The sequence below is a fragment of the Citrobacter sp. Cpo148 genome (genome assembly GCF_030332375.1).
GTDB lineage: Bacteria > Pseudomonadota > Gammaproteobacteria > Enterobacterales > Enterobacteriaceae > Citrobacter > Citrobacter portucalensis.
Genome location: NZ_JAOWHY010000047.1, coordinates 211050 through 232080, shown reverse-complemented (window position 1 = coordinate 232080; position 21031 = coordinate 211050). Strand labels below are relative to the sequence as shown.

General features: G+C 52.7%; 18 protein-coding genes and 1 pseudogene. 13 read left to right on the top strand and 6 right to left on the bottom strand.

Translation table 11 applies throughout. The features are described 5' to 3' along the window. Window positions 1-71 precede the first annotated feature (71 nt). The 7 genes from fecA to OGY10_RS18180 all read left to right on the top strand — a co-directional run bounded on the left by fecA (window position 72) and on the right by OGY10_RS18180 (window position 8292). Window positions 72-2396, top strand: coding sequence for a TonB-dependent Fe(3+) dicitrate receptor FecA (gene fecA / locus OGY10_RS18210; RefSeq protein WP_286577146.1), 2325 nt, complete (start codon window positions 72-74; stop codon window positions 2394-2396). Between the two features lie 73 nt (window positions 2397-2469). Next, window positions 2470-3369: a Fe(3+) dicitrate ABC transporter substrate-binding protein FecB gene (locus OGY10_RS18205; protein ID WP_267445817.1), complete on the top strand. Its 900-nt coding sequence runs from the start codon at window positions 2470-2472 to the stop codon at window positions 3367-3369. After that, entirely contained in the window at window positions 3366-4364 is a 999-nt protein-coding gene (fecC, locus tag OGY10_RS18200) for an iron-dicitrate ABC transporter permease FecC (protein WP_060682377.1), read from the top strand. Before OGY10_RS18205 ends, fecC begins: the two co-directional genes overlap by 4 nt. Next, window positions 4361-5317, top strand: coding sequence for a Fe(3+) dicitrate ABC transporter permease subunit FecD (fecD, locus tag OGY10_RS18195; protein ID WP_191226167.1), 957 nt, complete (start codon window positions 4361-4363; stop codon window positions 5315-5317). The genes fecC and fecD overlap by 4 nt, the downstream gene beginning before the upstream one ends. Then, a complete protein-coding gene (gene fecE / locus OGY10_RS18190; RefSeq protein ID WP_060682379.1) occupies window positions 5318-6085 on the top strand; it encodes a Fe(3+) dicitrate ABC transporter ATP-binding protein FecE in 768 nt (255 codons plus the stop codon). 371 nt (window positions 6086-6456) lie between these two features. Next, window positions 6457-7059 (top strand): TetR/AcrR family transcriptional regulator, encoded by a 603-nt coding sequence (locus tag OGY10_RS18185; RefSeq protein ID WP_032942979.1) that lies wholly within the window; start codon window positions 6457-6459, stop codon window positions 7057-7059. A 78-nt stretch (window positions 7060-7137) separates the two neighbouring features. Beyond that, the gene (locus tag OGY10_RS18180; RefSeq protein WP_191226168.1) at window positions 7138-8292 is read left to right on the top strand and encodes an MFS transporter; all 1155 of its coding nucleotides are present in this window, start codon (window positions 7138-7140) and stop codon (window positions 8290-8292) included. Window positions 8293-8486: 194 nt separating this feature from the next. Here the strand turns inward: OGY10_RS18180 and OGY10_RS18175 are convergent, their stop codons facing one another. After that, window positions 8487-8708, bottom strand: a complete 222-nt coding sequence (locus tag OGY10_RS18175; RefSeq protein WP_111465785.1) for a hypothetical protein — start codon at window positions 8706-8708, stop codon at window positions 8487-8489. A 97-nt stretch (window positions 8709-8805) separates the two neighbouring features. Between OGY10_RS18175 and OGY10_RS18170 the strand changes: the two genes are divergently transcribed. The 6 genes and pseudogenes from OGY10_RS18170 (at window position 8806) to OGY10_RS18145 (ending at window position 15663) form a co-directional block, all read left to right on the top strand. Continuing rightward, entirely contained in the window at window positions 8806-9318 is a 513-nt protein-coding gene (locus OGY10_RS18170) for a GNAT family N-acetyltransferase (RefSeq protein ID WP_032942975.1), read from the top strand. A gap of 128 nt (window positions 9319-9446) precedes the next feature. After that, window positions 9447-10091: pseudogene (gene leuE / locus OGY10_RS18165) on the top strand (leucine efflux protein LeuE). A gap of 191 nt (window positions 10092-10282) precedes the next feature. Next, the gene (locus tag OGY10_RS18160; RefSeq protein ID WP_191226169.1) at window positions 10283-10735 is read left to right on the top strand and encodes a GNAT family N-acetyltransferase; all 453 of its coding nucleotides are present in this window, start codon (window positions 10283-10285) and stop codon (window positions 10733-10735) included. A 244-nt stretch (window positions 10736-10979) separates the two neighbouring features. Next, complete coding sequence (shiA, locus tag OGY10_RS18155; protein ID WP_003832199.1) at window positions 10980-12296, top strand: shikimate transporter; 1317 nt, start codon at window positions 10980-10982, stop codon at window positions 12294-12296. Window positions 12297-12414: 118 nt separating this feature from the next. Beyond that, window positions 12415-13869, top strand: coding sequence for an AMP nucleosidase (locus OGY10_RS18150; RefSeq protein WP_191226170.1), 1455 nt, complete (start codon window positions 12415-12417; stop codon window positions 13867-13869). Window positions 13870-13884: 15 nt separating this feature from the next. Next, on the top strand, window positions 13885-15663 hold the full coding sequence (locus OGY10_RS18145; RefSeq protein ID WP_191226171.1) for an aminopeptidase P family protein: 1779 nt from the start codon (window positions 13885-13887) through the stop codon (window positions 15661-15663). Window positions 15664-15718: 55 nt separating this feature from the next. On the opposite strand, the gene ptsG is transcribed toward OGY10_RS18145, so the two are convergent. The 5 genes from ptsG to yceG form a co-directional block, all read right to left on the bottom strand. Further along, window positions 15719-17152 carry a PTS glucose transporter subunit IIBC gene (gene ptsG, locus OGY10_RS18140; protein WP_003836725.1) on the bottom strand — a complete coding sequence of 478 codons (1434 nt, stop codon included), beginning with the start codon at window positions 17150-17152 and terminating at the stop codon, window positions 15719-15721. A gap of 416 nt (window positions 17153-17568) precedes the next feature. Continuing rightward, window positions 17569-18366: a metal-dependent hydrolase gene (locus tag OGY10_RS18135; protein ID WP_020996495.1), complete on the bottom strand. Its 798-nt coding sequence runs from the start codon at window positions 18364-18366 to the stop codon at window positions 17569-17571. Window positions 18367-18376: 10 nt separating this feature from the next. Beyond that, a complete protein-coding gene (holB, locus tag OGY10_RS18130) occupies window positions 18377-19381 on the bottom strand; it encodes a DNA polymerase III subunit delta' (protein WP_191226172.1) in 1005 nt (334 codons plus the stop codon). Further along, entirely contained in the window at window positions 19378-20019 is a 642-nt protein-coding gene (tmk, locus tag OGY10_RS18125) for a dTMP kinase (protein ID WP_048214457.1), read from the bottom strand. The genes holB and tmk overlap by 4 nt, the downstream gene beginning before the upstream one ends. Continuing rightward, window positions 20009-21031 carry a cell division protein YceG gene (gene yceG / locus OGY10_RS18120; protein ID WP_008784373.1) on the bottom strand — a complete coding sequence of 341 codons (1023 nt, stop codon included), beginning with the start codon at window positions 21029-21031 and terminating at the stop codon, window positions 20009-20011. Before yceG ends, tmk begins: the two co-directional genes overlap by 11 nt.

Genomic DNA, 21031 nt, shown 5'->3' with positions numbered 1-21031 from the left:
TTTCGATTGTCCTTTTTCCCCTTCTCATTCGACTCATAGATGAACACAACAAAAATGATGATGGAGAAGGTATGACGCCTTTACGCGTTTTTCGCAAAACAACACCTTTGGTTAACGCCGTTCGCCTGAGCCTGCTGCCGCTGGCCGGGCTGTCGTTATCCGCCTTCGCAGCGCAGGTTGATATTGCACCGGGTTCGCTCGACAAAGCCCTTAATCAGTATGCCGCGCTCAGCGGAATTACCCTATCGGTTGACGCCAGCCTGACGCGCGGCAAACAGAGTAACGGTCTTCACGGTGACTACGACGTCGAAACTGGCCTGCAACACCTGCTGAACGGTAGTGGCCTGCAGGTGAAATCGCTGGGTAATAATAGCTGGACGCTGGAGCCCGCACCAACACCGCAAGAAGATGCCCTGACCGTGGTGGGCGACTGGCTGGGGGATGCGCGCGAAAACGACGTATTCGAGCATGCCGGCGCACGTGACGTTATCCGCCGTGAGGATTTTGCCAAAACCGGCGCAACATCCATGCGCGAGGTACTGAACCGCATTCCTGGCGTTACCGCCCCAGAAAACAACGGCACCGGTAGCCACAATCTGGCAATGAACTTTGGTATTCGCGGCCTGAATCCGCGCCTGGCCAGCCGTTCAACGGTGCTGATGGACGGTATTCCCGTGCCGTTTGCCCCTTACGGCCAGCCGCAGCTTTCACTGGCGCCCGTCTCACTCGGAAATATGGACGCCATCGACGTGGTTCGCGGCGGTGGCGCAGTGCGTTACGGGCCACAGAGCGTGGGCGGTGTGGTGAACTTTGTTACCCGCGCTATTCCGCAAGACTTCGGCATCGAAGCCGGCGTGGAAGGCCAGCTCAGCCCAACATCTTCACAAAATAACCCAAAAGAAACGCACAACCTGATGGTGGGCGGCACGGCGGATAACGGTTTTGGTACCGCCCTGCTTTACTCCGGTACACGTGGAAGCGACTGGCGCGAACACAGCGCGACCCGCATCGACGACCTGATGCTGAAAAGCAAATATGCGCCAAACGAAGTGCATACCTTCAACAGTCTGTTGCAATACTACGACGGTGAAGCTGACATGCCCGGTGGCCTGTCTCGCGCGGATTACGACGCTGACCGCTGGCAATCCACGCGCCCTTACGATCGCTTCTGGGGGCGCCGCAAGCTGGCAAGCCTCGGCTATCAGTTCCAGCCGGACAGCCAGCATAAATTCAATATTCAGGGCTTCTACACTGAAACCCTGCGCAGCGGCTACCTGGAACAGGGAAAACGCCTCACCCTTTCACCGCGTAACTACTGGGTACGCGGCATTGAACCACGCTACAGTCAGAGCTTTATGGTGGGTCCTTCCGCGCACGAAGTGGGCGTGGGATACCGCTATGTGAGCGAGTCGACGCATGAAATGCGTTACTACACGGCCACCAGCAGTGGACAACTGCCGTCCAGCGCCAGCCCTTACGATCGCGACACTCGTTCGGGCACCGAAGCGCACGCCTGGTATCTGGATGACAAAATCGACATTGGCAACTGGACTATCACACCGGGTATGCGCTTTGAACATATCGAGTCATACCAGAACAACGCCATCAAAGGCACACATGAGGAAGTAAGCTACAACGCCCCACTTCCGGCGCTAAATGTGCTTTATCACCTGACTGATAGCTGGAATCTTTATGCAAACACTGAAGGCTCATTCGGCACCGTACAGTACAGCCAAATTGGCAAAGCTGTGCAAAGCGGCAATGTGGAACCGGAAAAAGCGCGAACCTGGGAGCTCGGAACCCGATACGACGATGGCGCGCTGACGGCGGAAATGGGGCTGTTCCTGATTAACTTTAATAATCAGTACGATTCCAACCAAACCAACGACACCGTTACTGCACGCGGTAAAACGCGTCATACCGGACTGGAAACTCAGACTCGCTATGATCTCGGCACATTGACGCCAACGCTCGACAACGTTTCAGTCTACGCAAGCTATGCGTATGTGAACGCTGAGATTCGCGAGAAAGGCGATACCTATGGCAATCAGGTGCCCTTCTCACCAAAACACAAAGGCACGTTGGGCGTGGACTATAAGCCGGGCAACTGGACCTTCAATCTGAATAGCGATTTCCAGTCCAGCCAGTTTGCGGATAACGCCAACACCGTTAAAGAGAGCGCTGACGGCAGTACCGGTCGCATCCCTGGCTTTATGCTCTGGGGCGCACGCGTAGCCTATGACTTCGGCCCGCAGATGGCAGACCTGAACCTGGCGTTCGGTGTGAAAAATATCTTCGACCAAGAGTATTTCACCCGCTCTTACGACGACAACAACAAAGGCATCTACGCAGGCCAGCCGCGCACGCTGTATATGCAGGGTTCGTTGAAGTTCTAAACCCCGTTTACCCGGCCTGCATGCTGTTTTGTAGGTCGGGCAAACGAAACGCCACCCGACGCAGGCAATTTACATGTTCACACCATTACGCACGCTATTCGCCGCTCTGCTGCTCACCGGCCATGCTTTTGCCGCCACGGTTCATGACGAACATGGCACCTTTACGCTTGATAAAACGCCACAACGGATAGTGGTGCTGGAACTTTCGTTCGCGGACGCACTGGCTGCTGTCGATGTCAGTCCGGTCGGCATTGCCGACGATAACGATGCCACACGCATTCTTCCAGAGGTTCGTGCCCATCTGAAACCCTGGCAGTCTGTCGGCACGCGTGCGCAGCCGAGTTTAGAAGCCATCAGCGCGCTGAAACCGGATCTGATCATTGCCGACAGCAGCCGCCATGCGGGTATTTACAACGCCTTACAGCAAATAGCACCTGTGCTGCTGCTCAAGTCTCGCAATGAAACCTACGCTGAAAATCTGCAATCTGCGGCCATCATCGGTGAAATTGTGGGTAAAAAAGCACAGATGCAGTCACGCCTGGCGCAACACCAACAACAGATGTCAGCGTGGGCCAGCCAACTGCCAAAAGACACGATGGTGGTGTTTGGTACGTCCCGGGAGCAGCAGTTCAACCTGCACACGCAGGAGACCTGGACCGGGGGCGTCCTGACCTCTCTGGGGCTGACGGTGCCTGCAGCTATGGCGGGTTCGTCTATGCCGTCCATCGGTCTGGAACAGGTGCTGGCGCTCAATCCGGCATGGCTGCTGGTCGCGCACTATCGTGAAGAGAGCATCGTGAAACGCTGGCAACAAGACCCGCTGTGGCAGATGTTAACTTCGGCGCAAAAACAACAGACGGCGTCGGTCGACAGTAACGCCTGGGCGCGGATGCGCGGCATTTTCGCAGCCGAACGCATTGCCAGCGACACGGTAAAAATCTTTCACCACCAGCCTTTATCCGATGTGAAATGACAGTTTTCAAACATCCAGCGCTACAGTGGGGTCTTCCCCTTGTCGCGCTTATCGCTATCTTCTGGCTGAGTCTGTTTTGCTACTCGGCCATTCCTGTTTCCGGCGTTGACGCCATTCACGCCCTGCTGCCAGGCCATACGCCGACGCTTCCACAAGCGCTGGTGCAAAACCTTCGTTTGCCGAGAAGCCTGGTCGCCATTTTGATCGGCGCAAGCCTGGCTCTGGCGGGAACGCTGCTGCAGACCCTGACGCATAATGCAATGGCCTCCCCTTCACTACTCGGTATTAACAGTGGCGCAGCGCTGGCGATGGCGCTTACCAGCGCCATCAGCCCTGTGCCCGTTGCGGGTTACTCTATCGCTTTTATCGCCGCCTGCGGTGGCGGCGTAAGCTGGCTGCTGGTGATGACCGCAGGCGGTGGATTTCGCCACACCCAGGACAGAAACAAACTGATCCTGGCGGGCATCGCGTTCTCGGCTTTCTGTATGGCCCTAACCCGCATCACCCTGCTGCTGACGGAAGATCACGCTTACGGCATTTTTTACTGGCTCGCGGGGGGCGTATCCCACGCACGTTGGCAGGAATTCTGGCAGCTTTTCCCGATGGTGGCGGTTGCTGTACCGGTGGTGTTGCTGCTGGCTAATCAACTGAACCTGCTTAACGTCAGTGACAGCACCGCCCGCACGCTGGGGGTGAATCTGCCGAAGCTCCGTTTGATCATCAATATTCTGGTGCTGCTTCTGGTCGGTACCTGCGTCAGCGTGGCAGGCCCGGTAGCGTTTATCGGTCTGCTGATGCCACATCTGGCTCGCTTCTGGGTGGGATTCGATCAGCGCAAGGTCCTGCCGATGAGCATGATTATGGGTGCCACGCTGCTGCTGCTGGCGGATGTTCTGGCCCGAGCGCTGGCCTTCCCTGGCGAATTGCCCGCAGGAGCAGTAGTGGCGCTGATTGGTGCCCCCTGTTTTGTCTGGCTGGTCAGGAGGCGTGGATGAAAATTGCGATAGTCATTTTCATCGCCCTCGCGCTGGCAGGATTTTCGACTCTGTCATTGCAAATGGGGGTGATCGCCGTTCCCTGGCATGCCCTGCTAACCGACTGGCAGAGCGGGCGCGAATATCATTACGTATTAACGGCGTACCGCCTGCCGCGACTGCTGCTGGCGTTGCTTGTCGGTGCCGCCCTCGCGGTGGCAGGCGTTCTGGTGCAGGGGATCGTGCGTAACCCTCTGGCATCGCCGGATATTCTCGGCGTAAACCATGCCGCCAGCCTGGCCTCTGTGGGGGCACTGCTTCTCTTGCCGTCACTACCGGTGATTTCTCTGCCGCTGCTGGCCTTTGCCGGTGGCATGGCGGGCCTGATCCTGCTGAGAATACTGGCGAACACCAGCCAGCCGATGAAGCTGGCGCTCACGGGTGTTGCGCTCTCTGCCTGCTGGGCCAGCCTGACGGATTATCTGATGCTTTCGCGTCCGCAGGATGTGAACAGCGCCCTGCTGTGGCTGACCGGCAGCTTATGGGGCCGTGACTGGAGCTTTGTGAAAATAGCCGCCCCACTGCTGATTTTGTTTCTGCCGCTGAGTCTGCGCTTTTGCCGCGATCTCGACCTCCTGGCATTGGGCGATGCGCGCGCCACCACGCTCGGTATGTCGGTGCCGCGTATTCGGCTCCAGGCTTTGCTACTGGCCGTCGCCATGACATCGACCGGCGTGGCCGTCTGCGGCCCAATTAGCTTTATTGGTCTTGTGGTGCCGCATATGGTGCGCAGCATTACTGGTGGACGTCACCGCTGGCTGCTGCCCGTTTCAGCCATGACAGGTGCGTTACTGCTGGTGGTTGCCGACCTGCTGGCGCGAATTATTCATCCTCCTCTGGAACTTCCGGCTGGCGTGCTGACCGCCATTATCGGTGCACCATGGTTTGTCTGGCTGCTTGTGAGAATGCGATAAATGACATTACGAACTGAAAATCTGACGGTCTGTTACGGGATAAACAAGGTGCTTGATGGCGTTTCACTCACCCTACCAGCGGGGAAGACAACCGCCCTGCTCGGCCCTAACGGCTGCGGGAAGTCAACGTTGTTAAACTGTTTTTCACGACTGTTAACACCGCAGTCCGGAGGCGTATTTCTCGGCGATAGTGCCATCAATACGCTCTCATCACGCCAGCTAGCCCGCAGGCTGGCGCTGCTGCCCCAGCACCATTTAACTCCCGAGGGGATCACCGTCCAGGAGCTTGTTTCGTACGGTCGCAACCCGTGGTTGTCACTCTGGGGGCGTCTCTCCGTTGAAGACAATACGCGGGTCCATGATGCTATGAACCAGACCCGGATCCAACATCTTGCCGACCGACGGTTAACCGATCTTTCTGGCGGTCAGCGACAGCGCGCATTTCTGGCGATGGTCCTGGCGCAGGATACGCCCGTTGTACTACTCGATGAGCCAACCTCCTATCTCGATATCAATCATCAGGTGGAACTGATGCGGCTGATGGGCGAACTCCGGGCTCAGGGGAAAACGGTGGTCGCCGTGCTGCACGACCTTAATCAAGCCAGCCGGTACTGCGACCATCTGGTGGTAATGGCGAACGGACATGTTATGGCGCAAGGCACACCAGAAGAGGTGATGAACCCTGGATTGCTGAGAACCATATTCAGCGTGGATACGGAGATACACCCCGAACCAGTATCTGGCAGGCCGATGTGTGTAGTGAGGTAGATGATACAGTCTGTAATGGTACCATGGCTTCAACAGGTCGCCTGTCATATCACTCACGCTGCAATGACTTTACTCTGCCCTGTGAGTTCAATCGGTCGATGCAACGCTATCCTTAATCGAAGGGGGACGTTGGACGTTCGCTAGAATACGGTAGATTCCGGTGTGATGATTAACCATTACGCGTGGTTGCCGTTGTATCAACGTACTATCCTGGAAAGGATAAAATCCACACATCCCTCTATAGAAACGCATAGCAATTCATAAGAAAATCTGTCTGCGCGTCATCGCTGATTTATTTATGAAAATTATTTGACTGATCGTTCCATAATCAATACTATGCCGCCTCAACTCATTTCAAGTCCCACATCCCTATGAGTGCTGAAAAACCAACCTTTCCAGGTCGTCCACGAAAGTTCGAAGATCAGGATGTCATTGATGCTGCCGTCGCTGTTTTCAGCGCCAATGGTTATGCAGGCACCTCCGCGCAAGATTTATGCAATGGTACGGGATTAGGGCGGGGAAGCCTATACAATGCCTTTGGAAGCAAGCAAGCCCTGTACGAGCAAGCTTTGTTGCGCAGCCACGAACAAACTATGTCAGCACAGTTAACAATACTCACACAACCAGGTCTGGTAAAAGAGCGATTGCATACCCTTCTGCTCTGGGGTATTGCCGAAGATCTTTCTCAGCCAGAGCAGCATGATGCGATGGTCTTATTTTCAGCCTTAGAGATGGGCAGTAAAGATGAAGCCGTTGCGAGCCTGAATAATGAATATCGTCAGCATTTAGAAAAAACGCTGGTGTCGGTATTCATCGAAGGCCAACGAAGCGGCGAACTGAACAATAAAGCATCAGCCGTCGAAATGGCGAGAGGCTTTATGGCAGGCTATTACGGTTTACGTGTACTGAATAAAAACATTACAGATAGAAAAATCCTCGAAGATGTCGTCGCTGGTCTGTTAATCAATTTATAAATTTAAGCGAAAAAATTCATTATTTACTTGCACTCATTTTTGTAACGATCATTCCAATACAAGGAAAAATAAAAAAACATGCCATTAGTCGTTTATATTTTAGGGTTAGCCATTTTTTCATTAGGTACAGCAGAGTTAATGGTGGCGGGTATGATGACCACGCTATCGGAAGCATTTGGTGTTACAGTCGGCGAAGTCGGGCATTTGATTTCATATTATGCATTCGGTGTAATGCTAGGTGGCCCGGTATTAACCTACACCTTTCTTAAGTTTAAAGCGCCCTATCGCTCAACGTTATTATGGCTGTTAGGGTTATATGTTATCGTACAAGGATTAAGCGTCTTTGCCTCTGATTACAATGTGTTAGTTGCCATTCGCATCGTGACAGGTATTTTATGTGCAGGGTGTTTAAGTCTTTCACTCGCGACAAGTATGGCTCTTGTATCTGTTGAAAATCGCCCTCGTGCCGCATCAATAGTGATAGCTGGTTTTATGGTATCCAATGTCTTTGGTGTACCTATCGCGACAATCATTGACCAGCACTGGGGCTGGAAAATAAGTTTTGGGCTGGTCGCGGTCCTGGTTTTCATATGCTTGCTAGCATTAGTACGTTTATTGCCACATATGAGCGGCGGCGGTGCTATCAAGATGGCTGAAGAGATTAAGGCATTTAAAAATAAAGCCTATTGGAAAGCCTGTGCAACCAGCTGTTTGATTTTAGGAGCAAGTTTTGCGGCATTCAGTTATTTTGTTCCCGTGCTGACTGATGTCAGTGAATTTACAATGCAGACAGTTCCCTTCATTCTGATGCTTTATGGACTAGCCAATATCATCGGGAATATGGTAACGGGACGTCTTGCATATCGCCATAGTTTAACTGTTATGGTTGTCGGCTTAACAATATTGAGTATTTCTTTGCTCGGCATGGCGCTATTTGTTCAATATCAGGTCATTGCTCTTCTGGCTGTTATACTTATCGGTTTATCTGGCGTACCAATGAATCCGGCAATGATGGCAAGAATTGTCAGCGTGGCACATCCAGGGCCAATGGTCAATGCCGTTCATACTTCCGTGATCAATATTGGATTAGGTGGCGGTTCTTATTTAGGTGGAATGGCAATTTCATCTGGATTCGGTTTACGTTCAGCTCTATGGATTGGAATGGTATTAGCGGTTCTGGCTTTATTATCCGTATTACCTTATATCCGTCGTAGAAAACAAGGCTGGAGTTAATAGGTTCTGAAGATAAAAATGCCCCACTTATAAAAATTACGGGGCGTCGATTTAGCCGTTAAATTTTATTCAAAACTCACTGGCTGCATGTCGCTCAAAGTTGCCCCTCAGCTCCACGACAGGCGCGGAGTAAACGCATCCGTGTAAGAGCATAATTTTCATGTGCCACTAAAGCAGCGTGTTCCCTTCGACATTCAGTCAGCTTTATACGCCTGCCACTCGCGCCAGACATTCTCAGGATCAATATCGCGGTAGCCACGCTCTCTGATTATATCCTCGGCTGCTTCGGCTGGCAGGCGGATGGCTGTAGCGCCATCGCGAATGGACTCAACCTCATCGCGGGTCAATTCCCGTCCCATGTCCTGTTCTTTATCAATCAGGACGGCGATCAACGCAGGGATAAAAACAATCTTCATACTGATAAGCCTCTGAAATATTCGCATACCACTGTATCACTGACAGTTTTGATATAGTTCAGTAATCGTTAATTTATTACCAGGACAGGAATCATTCATGACATTACAAATCCGTGAAGCCACACCTGCCGACGCGATGTTGCTTAATGCGCTGGGCTACCGCATCTACCGCGCACACTTTGAACATCTGTGGGAGTCAAAGTCTGAACTGGAAGCTTTTTTAGCAAGCGAATATTCTCTGGACGAGCTGGAACAGAGCCTGAATGAGCAAGCGGTCTGTTGGTATGTAGCAGAGACCGATAGGCCAATTGGTTTTGCGAAAGTGACCTATGAAAGCAGCATCCCTGATACGAATATGTCAGGGATGCTGCTTAACAAGCTCTATCTTGATCCTGCAGACACCCGTAAAGGTTACGGTCAGGTCATGTTTGACACCGTCAAAGACCTGGCCCGGGCCAGGGGGAAAGACTTTGTATGGCTGGAGGTTCTTGAACAGAACGAACGCGCCTGTAATTTCTACCGCAAACAGGGCATGACCTTAATTAAAAGAGACTATTTCAAAACAGCTTCACAGCAGAGCGTCATCAGGATTATGGGGATTGCTGTCTAGCGGGTGACCGGCCGCTCCGTGCCAGGAGCGGACATTGGCCGAATAAATAGAAAGCAGCCGTGATGTGTTTTCATTAACGCTGGTTACGTTAGAATAGCCTCGATGAAAACGAGAGAACTGGAGTAAAAATGTTTGCTGATTTTGGTATCGTGAATTTCTGGACGTATCTGCTTGGTGCGACACTGATAGTTCTTGCTCCTGGCCCTGAGACCATGTTCGTGATTAAAACAAGCATTACGAGCGGCATTAAACGAGGCTTTGCTGCAATATTTTCCATTCTCATGAGTGACGTACTTCTGGTTCTGCTGGCATGGTGTGGGCTGGCCGCAGTCATAAGCTCAACTCCAGCCTAGTTTAACGCCATCAAATACGCAGGTGCTGCCTATCTTTTCTATCTCGGTGTCCAGACGATACGCGCTATCTTTAAGCCAACTGTTGAAACAAGTCAGGAAAAGAAATCGTCAGCTGATGCTAAGGGGATTATCGGGCGTGGAATGCTGGTTACTCTACTGAATCCAAAGACGCTGCTGTTCTATATCTCTTTCTTCGCCCAGTTCATCAATGTTCAGGCTGAACATTCCTGGATGGCGTTTATCATCCTTGCAGCAGTAATGTTCGCAATTACTCTCGTTTATTTCGGTTTCCTCGTTTTCTGCGGCTCTTATCTGCTAAGCCGTCTGAAAGGCAACCGTAGATTATCAACCATTGGAAACGCGCTGGTAGGTATGTTCTTCATTGGATTTGCAGCACGACTCGCAAGCGCAACCTCCTAACGAGACAGCTAAACCGCCTCACGGCGGTTTTTTTTACGTTCTTACGCTGGATGGGACAGCCGCTCTTCGCTCAAAGCGGATCGTCAGGCAAGTTAACAAGTCCGCTCCGTGCCAAGAGCGGACATTGAACAAGATTTGATGTAGGGTATTGCGCGATTCGTATAGCCGCAACGCTAATGAGAGCCAGACTTATGAACTACTTTATTCGACCAGCTACGCCTGACGATATCAATAAAATCATCGAATTCACCACTCAGGAAGCACAAGAATCTGAAGGTTCAGTGATTGACCTTGTTGCTGTGGAGCGTGGCGTTTCGTCGGCGTTTAGTGAAAACCCACGTTCAAAATATTGGGTCATGGAAGATTCTTCAGGAACAGTGATCGCCAATACCTCTGTCGTAAAAGAATGGAGTGATTTTCATGGAAATGACTACTGGTGGATCCAAAGCTTTTATATCGCCCCGGAGCATCGTGGGATGGGATTAGCTGATGAGCTCATCAAACATTTTACAAAAGAAGCTAAATCAGAAAAGGCACTGGAGCTTCGCTTATATGTCCACGGAGATAACGGGCGTGCGATTCGTGCTTATGAGCGATGTGGTTTCACCGAATCTCCGTATACCATTATGAAAGTGGGTTTATAACTTCCCCAAATACAGCGCTCCTAATGCTCCACCTGAAATCAGAACACTCCTGACAGGCCACGATTCCACCAGGTTCAGATTTCTCATTCATCTTATTTTTCATGTTGCCATCAGATGAGGGAGATAATCGTTTTCACTTCCCGTCTGTCGCGGTAATCTCATAACGGTCGTTAATATTGCGACTGCAATGTGTGTAACCCAACTCAAATACTAATAACTAAAAAACAGTACAGACAGGATAACTATGGATTCCTCCCTCACCTCCACGGGTCCCCAACAGGACGCCTCTTCACTTAACCGCGCCCGACGCGCTGCGCTTGGTAGCTTCGCGGGTGCCGTGGTCGACTGGTATGATTTTCTGCTTTACGGCATCACTGCCGCACTGGTCTTTAACCGCGAGTTCTTCCCGCAAGTCAGCCCAGCGATGGGGACACTTGCCGCATTTGCTACCTTTGGCGTCGGATTTTTGTTCCGCCCGTTAGGCGGGGTGATCTTCGGCCACTTCGGCGATCGCCTGGGGCGTAAACGTATGCTGATGCTCACCGTCTGGATGATGGGGATCGCCACTGCACTGATAGGGATTATTCCTTCCTTTGACACCATTGGCTGGTGGGCTCCCGTTCTGCTGGTGACGCTGCGTGCTATTCAGGGATTCGCCGTTGGCGGTGAATGGGGCGGGGCGGCGTTGCTCTCGGTCGAAAGCGCGCCGAAAAATAAAAAAGCCTTCTACAGCAGCGGTGTTCAGGTCGGTTATGGCGTCGGGCTACTGCTTTCTACCGGTCTGGTCTCGCTGATTAGCTCGCAAACCACCGATGAGCAGTTCCTGAGTTGGGGCTGGCGTATTCCATTCCTGTTCAGCATCGTGCTGGTATTGGGCGCGTTGTGGATGCGTAACCGAATGGATGAATCAGCCGAATTCGAACAGCAGCAGCAGGCACCGCAACCAGAGAAAAAGAGACTACCGGTAGTCGAGGCGTTAATCCGTCATCCAGGTGCCTTTTTGAAAATTATCGCTCTGCGCCTGTGTGAACTGCTGACGATGTATATCGTCACCGCGTTTGCCCTAAATTACTCCACGCAGAATCTGGGCTTACCTCGCGAACTGTTTCTGAATATCGGCTTATTGGTAGGTGGACTGAGCTGTCTGACCATTCCCTGCTTTGCCTGGCTCGCCGACCGCTTTGGTCGCCGGCGCGTTTACATTACCGGCGCACTGGTCGGGACGCTCAGCGCATTCCCGTTCTTTATGGCGTTAGAAGCGCAATCCATTTTCTGGATCGTGTTTTTCGCAATTATGTTAGCCAACATTGCACACGATATGGTGGTCTGCGTGCAGCAACCTATGTTTACCGGTTTGTTTGGCGCAAGCTATCGCTACAGCGGTGCGGGCGTTGGTTATCAGGTAGCAAGCGTGGTTGGCGGCGGTTTTACCCCCTTCATTGCTGCTGCGCTGGTAACATTCTCCGGCGGAGACTGGCACAGTGTGGCCATTTATCTGATGGCGGGTTGTCTTATTTCCGCCACTACAGCATTGCTGATGCGGGATAAGCAGCACGGTTAAGCCCGGGTGCGGAGGCCGTCCGGTCTTCGCACAATCTTCCTCAACGTCTGACTTTTGTTTCACATTCCTGTGACATACTATCGGGAGAGCTGTACATCTGAGGAACAAGGAGACAGACATGAACAATAAGGGCTCCAGCCTGACCCCGGCTCAGGCACTGGATAAACTGGACGCGCTGTACGAGCAGTCGGTAAAAGCACTGCGTAGCGCCATTGGTAAGTATATTGAAACAGGGACGCTCCCTGACGTAATCGCCCGCCATAACGGTCTTTTTGTTTACCCATCACTGTGTGTCACCTGGGATGGCAGCGCCACCAATCCCCCTAAAACCCGCGCCTATGGTCGTTTTACCCATGCGGGCTGCTACACCACTACGATTACCCGTCCGTCGCTTTTTCGTCCGTATCTTGAAGAACAACTCACGCTGCTGTATCAGGATTATGATGCGCATATCTCCGTTGAGCCGTCGCAGCATGAAATCCCCTATCCGTATGTCATTGACGGTTCTGAACTGACGCTCGACCGCTCGATGAGTACCGGCCTAACGCGCCACTTCCCCACAACCGAGCTGTCACAGATTGGCGATGAAACAGCCGACGGTACCTATCATCCGGCGGAATTCTCCCCGTTGTCGCACTTCGACGCCCGACGAGTAGATTTTTCGCTGGCGCGACTGCGCCACTACACGGGAACACCGGTTGAACATTTTCAGCCGTTTGTGCTGTTCACCAACTACACCCGCTACGTCGATGAGTTTGTGCGTTGGGGTTGCAGCCAGATCCTCGACCCGGACAGCCCGTATATCGCGCTTTCTTGTGCGGGCGGGATCTGGATCACCGCTGAAACTGAAGCGCCTGAAGAAGCGATCTCCGATCTCGCCTGGAAGAAACACCAGATGCCCGCCTGGCATTTAATCACCGCCGACGGTCAGGGGATCACGCTGGTCAATATCGGCGTTGGCCCGTCTAACGCCAAAACCATTTGCGATCATTTGGCCGTACTGCGTCCTGATGTCTGGCTGATGATTGGTCACTGTGGCGGGCTGCGTGAAAGCCAGGCGATTGGCGACTATGTTCTGGCCCATGCTTATCTGCGTGACGACCACGTGCTGGATGCCGTACTGCCGCCAGATATTCCAATTCCGAGCATCGCGGAAGTGCAGCGCGCACTGTATGACGCTACCAAAGAAGTCAGCGGTATGCCCGGCGAAGAGGTTAAACAACGCCTGCGTACCGGTACCGTCGTCACCACTGACGATCGCAACTGGGAGCTACGCTATTCCGCTTCTGCGCTACGCTTTAACCTCAGCCGCGCGGTGGCTATCGATATGGAAAGCGCCACCATCGCCGCCCAGGGATATCGTTTCCGCGTTCCGTACGGCACGCTGCTGTGCGTTTCCGACAAGCCGCTGCACGGTGAGATCAAACTGCCTGGTCAGGCCAACCGTTTTTATGAAGGTGCCATTTCTGAGCATCTGCAAATAGGTATCCGGGCTATCGATCGTTTGCGTGCTGAAGGCGACCGACTGCACTCCCGTAAATTACGTACATTCAACGAACCGCCGTTCCGTTAAGACCTGAAGGTAACTATGCACAACTCAACTCCTCTTTCCGCCCTGCGCAACCTGCTGATAGCGCAGGGGCTGGATGGCATGATTGTTCCGCGCGCCGATGCTCATCAAAGTGAAGATTGTACGCCGCATGACAATAAACTAGCCTTGCTGACCGGTTTTAGCGGCTCTGCTGGCCTCGCGTTGGTCCTTCGGGATCGCGCGTTAATGTTTGTCGATGGACGCTATCAGGTCCAGGTACGCAATGAAGTCTCGCTGGATGATTTTGAAATTCATCATTTACACGATGAGCCGCTGGCCGACTATTTGCAGTCTCATGTTGCAGCAGGTAAACGTATCGGCTTTGAACCAATGCTGATGGTCAATAGTCAGTTTGAAGCACTGTCGGCAACCCACTGCGAGCTGGTGCCTCTTGAGCAAGATCCTTTTGACCAGGTATGGCTAGACCGCCCGGCAGCACCCTGCGGCATCATTCGTGAAATGCCCATTGAAATCAGCGGGGAAAGCAGCACGCAAAAGCGTGCCCGCGTCGTGGAACAACTCGCTCAACACCAGGCTGACGTGCTGGCAATTACTCTGCCGGATAACATTGCCTGGTTATTGAATGTGCGTGGTTCGGATCTGTCCATGGTACCAGTGCCGTTTTCGTTTGCCCTGCTCCATCGCAGCGGTGAGCTGGAATGGTTTGTGGATAGCAATAAAACGCAACAGCTCCCCGCATCACTGCTGGATACGCTTACTCTGGCCCCGCAAGAGAATTTTCTGACTCGCTGCCAGCAATTAGCTAATGGGAAGCGTTTCCTGGTCGATAAAGACTACGCCCCGGTCGCATTGCGTTTTGCCATTGAAGAACACGGTGGCAACGTTCTTTGGGCGCCCGATCCCATCACTCTGATGAAATCCCACAAAAATGACGTTGAACTGGCAGGCTATCGGGAATGCCATGAACAAGATGGCGCAGCCTGGGTAAACTTCCTTGCCTGGCTGGCCCATGAAGTTCCTTTGCGCGAAGCGGCAGGCAATCCGGTCACCGAGCTGGAAGCGCAGGCCAAGCAACTGGAATTTCGCCAGCAGCAGCCGGGATTTATCGAGCAAAGTTTCAGCACGATTTCGGCCTCTGCCAGCAATGCCGCAATGTGCCATTACCACTCCAGTGAAAAAACCAATACGCCAATTACCTCACAGGCCATGTATCTGAATGATTCCGGTGGCCAGTACCACAATGGTACGACGGATACGACGCGTACCCTCGCATTTGGCCCACAGGATCCGCAACGTCGCCTGCATTACACCGCCGTGTTGAAAGGCTTTTTGTCGCTTATTTCGCTGCAGTTTCCCAGCGGGACTCAGGGCCATCAACTGGATGCTTTTAGCCGCCGGGCGTTGTGGGAGCTGGGACTGGATTTTGATCATGGCACGGGACACGGCGTGGGTCACCAGTTGCTTATTCATGAGCAGCCACATCGCATTGCCAAAAAAGTAAACCCGTGGCCACTGGTCGCAGGCAACATCATCACCATCGAGCCAGGTTATTATCTTGCCGGACAATATGGGATCCGCATTGAGAATCAGGTGGAGATTATCAACAGTCGTCCTGGTTTCTGTCGTTTCTCAACGCTGACGCTGGTACCGATTGATTTGAATCTGGTCGAACTGCATCTGCTGAGTGATGCTGAGAAACAGTGGATTGATGATTACCACCAGCAGGTCAGAGAGACGCTATCCCCGCGCGTGAACGCAGAGGCACGTCCCTGGCTGTTCGCCGCCACCGCACCGATTCGTGTTCAGGCTAATTAATGCAATAAAAAAGGCAGCCCGCAGGCTGCCTTAGTTCTCCCCAACTTCTTACTGCTTAGCTGTTACGGATGTACTCATCCATTTCAGTTTTCAGGTTATCGGACTTAGTCCCGAAGATAGCCTGAACACCGGAACCAGCTACCACAACGCCTGCCGCACCCAGTTTCTTCAGGCCAGCCTGATCCACTTTAGCAACGTCAGCCACGCTGACACGCAGACGAGTGATGCACGCATCGAGGTTAGTGATGTTTTCTTTACCGCCGAATGCAGCAACCAGAGCCGGAGCCATTTCACCGGTCGCACCTGCTTTGCTGTCTTCGGTAGCATCTTCACGACCTGGCGTTTTCAGGTCCAGCGCTTTGATCAGCACACGGAAGATGGTGTAGTAAACTATCGCATAACCGATACCGACAATCGGGAACAGCCATAGTTTGCTGCTGTTACCGGACAGAACGATAAAGTCGATCAGACCGTGGGAGAACGACGTACCGTCGCGCATACCCAGCAGGATACAGATCGGGAATGCCAGACCAGCCAGAATCGCGTGGATGATGTACAGGATCGGCGCCACGAACATGAAGGAGAACTCGATCGGCTCGGTAATACCGGTCAGGAACGAGGTCAGCGCCGCGGAGATCATGATACCGCCCACTTTCGCGCGGTTTTCTGGTTTAGCAGAGTGCCAGATAGCGATAGCAGCAGCCGGCAGACCGTACATTTTGAACAGGAAGCCACCGGACAGTTTGCCCGCAGTCGGGTCACCCGCCATATAGCGAGGAATATCACCGTGGAACACCTGGCCCGCAGCGTTGGTGTATTCACCGATCTGCATCTGGAATGGAACGTTCCAGATATGGTGCAGACCAAACGGTACCAGGCAGCGCTCAATGAAGCCATAGATACCGAACGCCACGACCGGGTTCTGGTATGCAGCCCACTGAGAGAACGTCTGAATAGCAGTACCAATCGGCGGCCAAATGAAGGACAGAACCACACCTGTGAAGATGGCAGCCAGACCAGAAATGATAGGAACGAAGCGCTTACCCGCAAAGAAGCCAAGATACTCAGGCAATTTGATACGGTAGAAACGGTTAAACATATACGCTGCAATCGCACCGGAGATAATCCCCCCGAGAACACCCGTATCAGCAAGGTGTTTAGCGGCGATCTCTTCAGCAGGTAAATGCAGAACCAGCGGCGCAACAACAGCCATGGTCTTAACCATGATGCCGTAAGCAACAACGGATGCCAGTGCAGATACACCGTCATTATTAGTGAAGCCTAACGCAACACCGATAGCAAAAATCAGCGGCATGTTCGCAAAAACAGAACCGCCTGCTTCTGCCATTACGTGCGATACAACGGCTGGCAGCCAGCTGAAGTTAGCGGAACCGACGCCCAGCAGGATACCTGCAATCGGGAGTACGGATACCGGCAGCATCAGCGATTTACCGACCTTTTGCAGGTTAGCAAATGCATTCTTAAACATAATTAGGAGTGCTCCTGAGTATTTGTGCTTATACACTTCATCCTTCAAACCGCCTCAGGGCGGGCTGCGCTCGCTCATCCCAGTCACTTACTCTAGTAAGCTCCTGCAATTCACTCACTTGCCGCCTTGATGCAGCTTGATTGACTTTGTGTATTCTACGTTCTCACGCATTGGCGAGGGGGGAGAACCTCGCCGTGTACAGGGCATCTAAGTACCCTTTATTTATTACACAGAGTAAAATAATTCAGTTTGTTTTTGTTTGACGGCTATCACAGTTCAGTCGTGAATGGCCGCAAAATCCGCACATTCCGATAAAATGCGTTTCTGAATGTGTCAAACTGATTATTCACCGCCCATTTTGTGGCGGTGAACTTTACCCGCATTAGTGATTAATTACGAGCTTTAAAAAAAGTCAGTTAACGAACAGATTGCAGGCGAGAAGCGTCGATGTGAAACAGGCGGGCAAAGTTATCAGTGGTTGCCTGCGCCAGTTCTTCAACGGCAACACCTTTCACTACGGCCATGTACTCAGCAACGTCACGAGTCATGGCGGGCTGGTTCTCTTTTCCACGATGCGGTACAGGCGCAAGGTAGGGAGAATCCGTCTCGACCAATAACCGGTCCAGAGGAACATAGCGGGCGGCATCACGGAGCTGCTCTGCATTTCGGAACGTGACGATGCCGGAAAACGAGATATAGAATCCAAGGTCCAGTAATTTGCCCGCCGTTTCTCTGTCCTCTGTAAAACAGTGTAGTACGCCGCCACAATCCGTCACTTTTTCTTCGCGCAGAATAGACAGCGTATCGGCTCGCGCATCGCGGGTATGCACGATAACCGGCTTCTGTAACTCACGGCCGATCTGAATATGGTGGATAAAAGATTCCTGCTGGCGCACCTTTGTTTCCGGCGTGTAAAAATAGTCCAGCCCGGTTTCTCCCATCGCCACAACCCCCTCTTCGGCGGCAAAACGACGCAGGTCCTCAACATCATAGGTTTCATCCTGATTTAACGGATGCACGCCGCAGGAGAAAACCACATTGTCACGCTCACCGACCAGTTCGCGCATACTGCGATATCCTGGCAGAGTGGTCGCAACGGCAAGACAGAATTTCACATCACGTGCGGCCGCTTTTGCCAGCACGTCATCCACGTCCTTATGCAGAGATTGATAATCCAGGCCATCAAGATGGCAGTGTGAGTCGACTAAAAACATAATGTCTCTCTCAAAGATGGGGAACAGGCAGTACGGTGCCCGGTTGCAGGTAATGCTCAATACGAAGAATAAGATCGGTTAACACCAGTTCACGGTTTACGCCCGTTACGTTCAGCAGTTGCTGACGACAATGACAAACGTCACCGAGTATCGCCTGTATCTGGGCAACGGATAACCGTTCTGCGATAGAAGATATCAGGTCCAACGCATCAGGATTCGTTAAATGGGAAACGCCATACGGACGTTTCAACGCATCGGTCAACAACGTTGCCAGCCAGTGTAAACGGGCGGCAGCCTGATCGTGATTTAACGCCGCGAGCAAGATATACCAGTCGCCTGTGTTTAATGTGTTCATCAGTGCCGCACAAAAATCTGTGCGGTGCGCCCAGCTTTCAGCCTGTAACAACGTAAGTGCCGCGCCTGGCGAACCTGCACTCAGGCGTAACGCGCTCAGCAGCGCTTCTGACGATGCAGTCACCTCACGAGCAAGCCAGGAAATCGCATACGACTCCGGCGGTGGTGCAAGATGATGTAACCGACAACGGCTGCGTAATGTCGCCAGCAAGCGAGCTGGCTCTGTGCTGGCGAGGAAAAACCAGGTTTGTGCCGGGGGTTCTTCCAGCGTTTTCAGCAAGGCGTTGGCGGCGGCATCGGTTAACTGGGCAGCATCCGGGATCCACACGACCTTCGCACCGCCGAGACGCGAATGCTCGTACAGCTTTTCACTGACTTCGCGTACCGCATCAACCCCGAGCGTGCTTTTGCCTTTTTCCGGCAGCAGCGAATAGTAGTCAGGGTGCGTCCCCGCCTGCATTAGCTGACAGCCGCGGCACTGTCCACAGCTTTTATGCCCTTCCGGCTGCTGGCACATTAAATAGCGGCTGAGGGCGTAAATCAGCGCGTCGTCGCCCATTCCGGGTAACGCCTGAATCAGTAACGCATGGTGACCACGACCCGTCTGGTAGCTGGCTACCAGTTTTTCAAAATCCGGTCGTAACCATGGGTACCATTTCATGCGCCCTGCTCCTTCACCCATTGGGTGATGGTATGACGGATATCAGCCATCACAGCCTCCAACGGCTGCGTAGCGTCTATAGTACGAATGCTGGCGTCTTTGGCAGCCAGCTCAAGATAGCGCGCGCGAGTACGATTAAAGAAGTCGAAAGATTCCTGCTCAATACGATCCAGCTCGCCGCGGGCACGGGCACGCTTCAACCCGACTTCTGGCGTCACATCCAGATAGATCGTCAGGTCCGGGCGAAAATCACCAAGCACCGCATCACGCAGGGTTGCCAGCATGTTTTGATCGATACCGCGTCCGCCGCCCTGATACGCCTGGGTCGACAGATCGTGACGATCGCCAATTACCCACGCGCCTTTCGCCAGTGCAGGTTTAATAACGGTTTCGACCAACTGTACACGCGCCGCGTAAAACATCAGAACTTCGGCTTTATCGGTAATGACCTCGTCACCGACCGATTTAATATCCAGCACCAGACTTCTTAGTTTCTCAGCCAGCTGCGTTCCACCAGGTTCACGGGTGAAAACCATGTCACGAATACCGAGTTGCTCAAGTGTCTCCACCACCACGTTACGCGCGGTGGTTTTTCCGGCGCCTTCCAGGCCTTCAATGACGATATAGTTACTGCCCATTTTTTTCCTTAAGCACTTTCAGGTAATCCTGCACGGACCGGTTATGGCTGGCAAGATTGGTGTTAAACGTGTGGCCGCCTTTACCGTCAGCCACAAAATAGAGATACGGCGTTTTTGCCGGATGCGCCGCGGCCTGCAACGAGGCCTCTCCCGGCATGGCAATCGGGCCTGGCGGCAGTCCCGTGATGGTATAGGTGTTATAGGCGGTCGGGGTGTCTAAATCCACACGCGACAGTTTGCCATTATACCGTGTACCCATCCCGTAAATCACGGTCGGATCGGTTTGTAAACGCATACCGATACGTAAGCGGTTAATAAAGACCGAAGCCACCTGGTCGCGCTCGCTGGCAACCGCAGTTTCTTTTTCAATAATAGAAGCCATGGTTACCAGCTGATTTTTGTCCTGATAAGGCAGGCCATCAGCGCGCCCCTCCCAGACAGTATCCACCGCTTTAACCATTTTCTGATGCGCGCGTTTTAGCAACGCTACGTCAGTAGTATTGGCGGTATACATCCAGGTATCTGGCCAGAACCAGCCTTCTACCCATTGCGGGTTTTCCAGCTTAAGTGCCTCGGCCACGGTCTCATAGCTATCGTCGCTTAACGTATGTTTGATATACGGGGCATCACGCAGCTGTTTGAGGTAATCGCTCAGGCGCATCCCTTCAACCAGACGTAGCGGGAACTGCGCCTCTTTGCCGCTTTCCAGCAGTTGCAGCATGTCCCGCACCGTCATGTCAGGCGTGAAGCGATATGTTCCGGCCTTAAAATGCGACAGCTCGGGCTCCACACGCAGCAGCCACTGGAACACGCGCGGACGATTGATAACTTTGTCTGCATACAGCTGTTCGCCGAGAGCCAGACGGCCCGTCCCCGCTTTCAGCGTAAAAATCGTTTCTTCTTTAATCAATAATTTGCTGTCCGCCAGATGGCGAACTTTCCACATTCCCACTCCAGCGGCAATGCCCAGCACAACCAGCAATAACAGGACAACAAGTAACAGTTTTTTCAT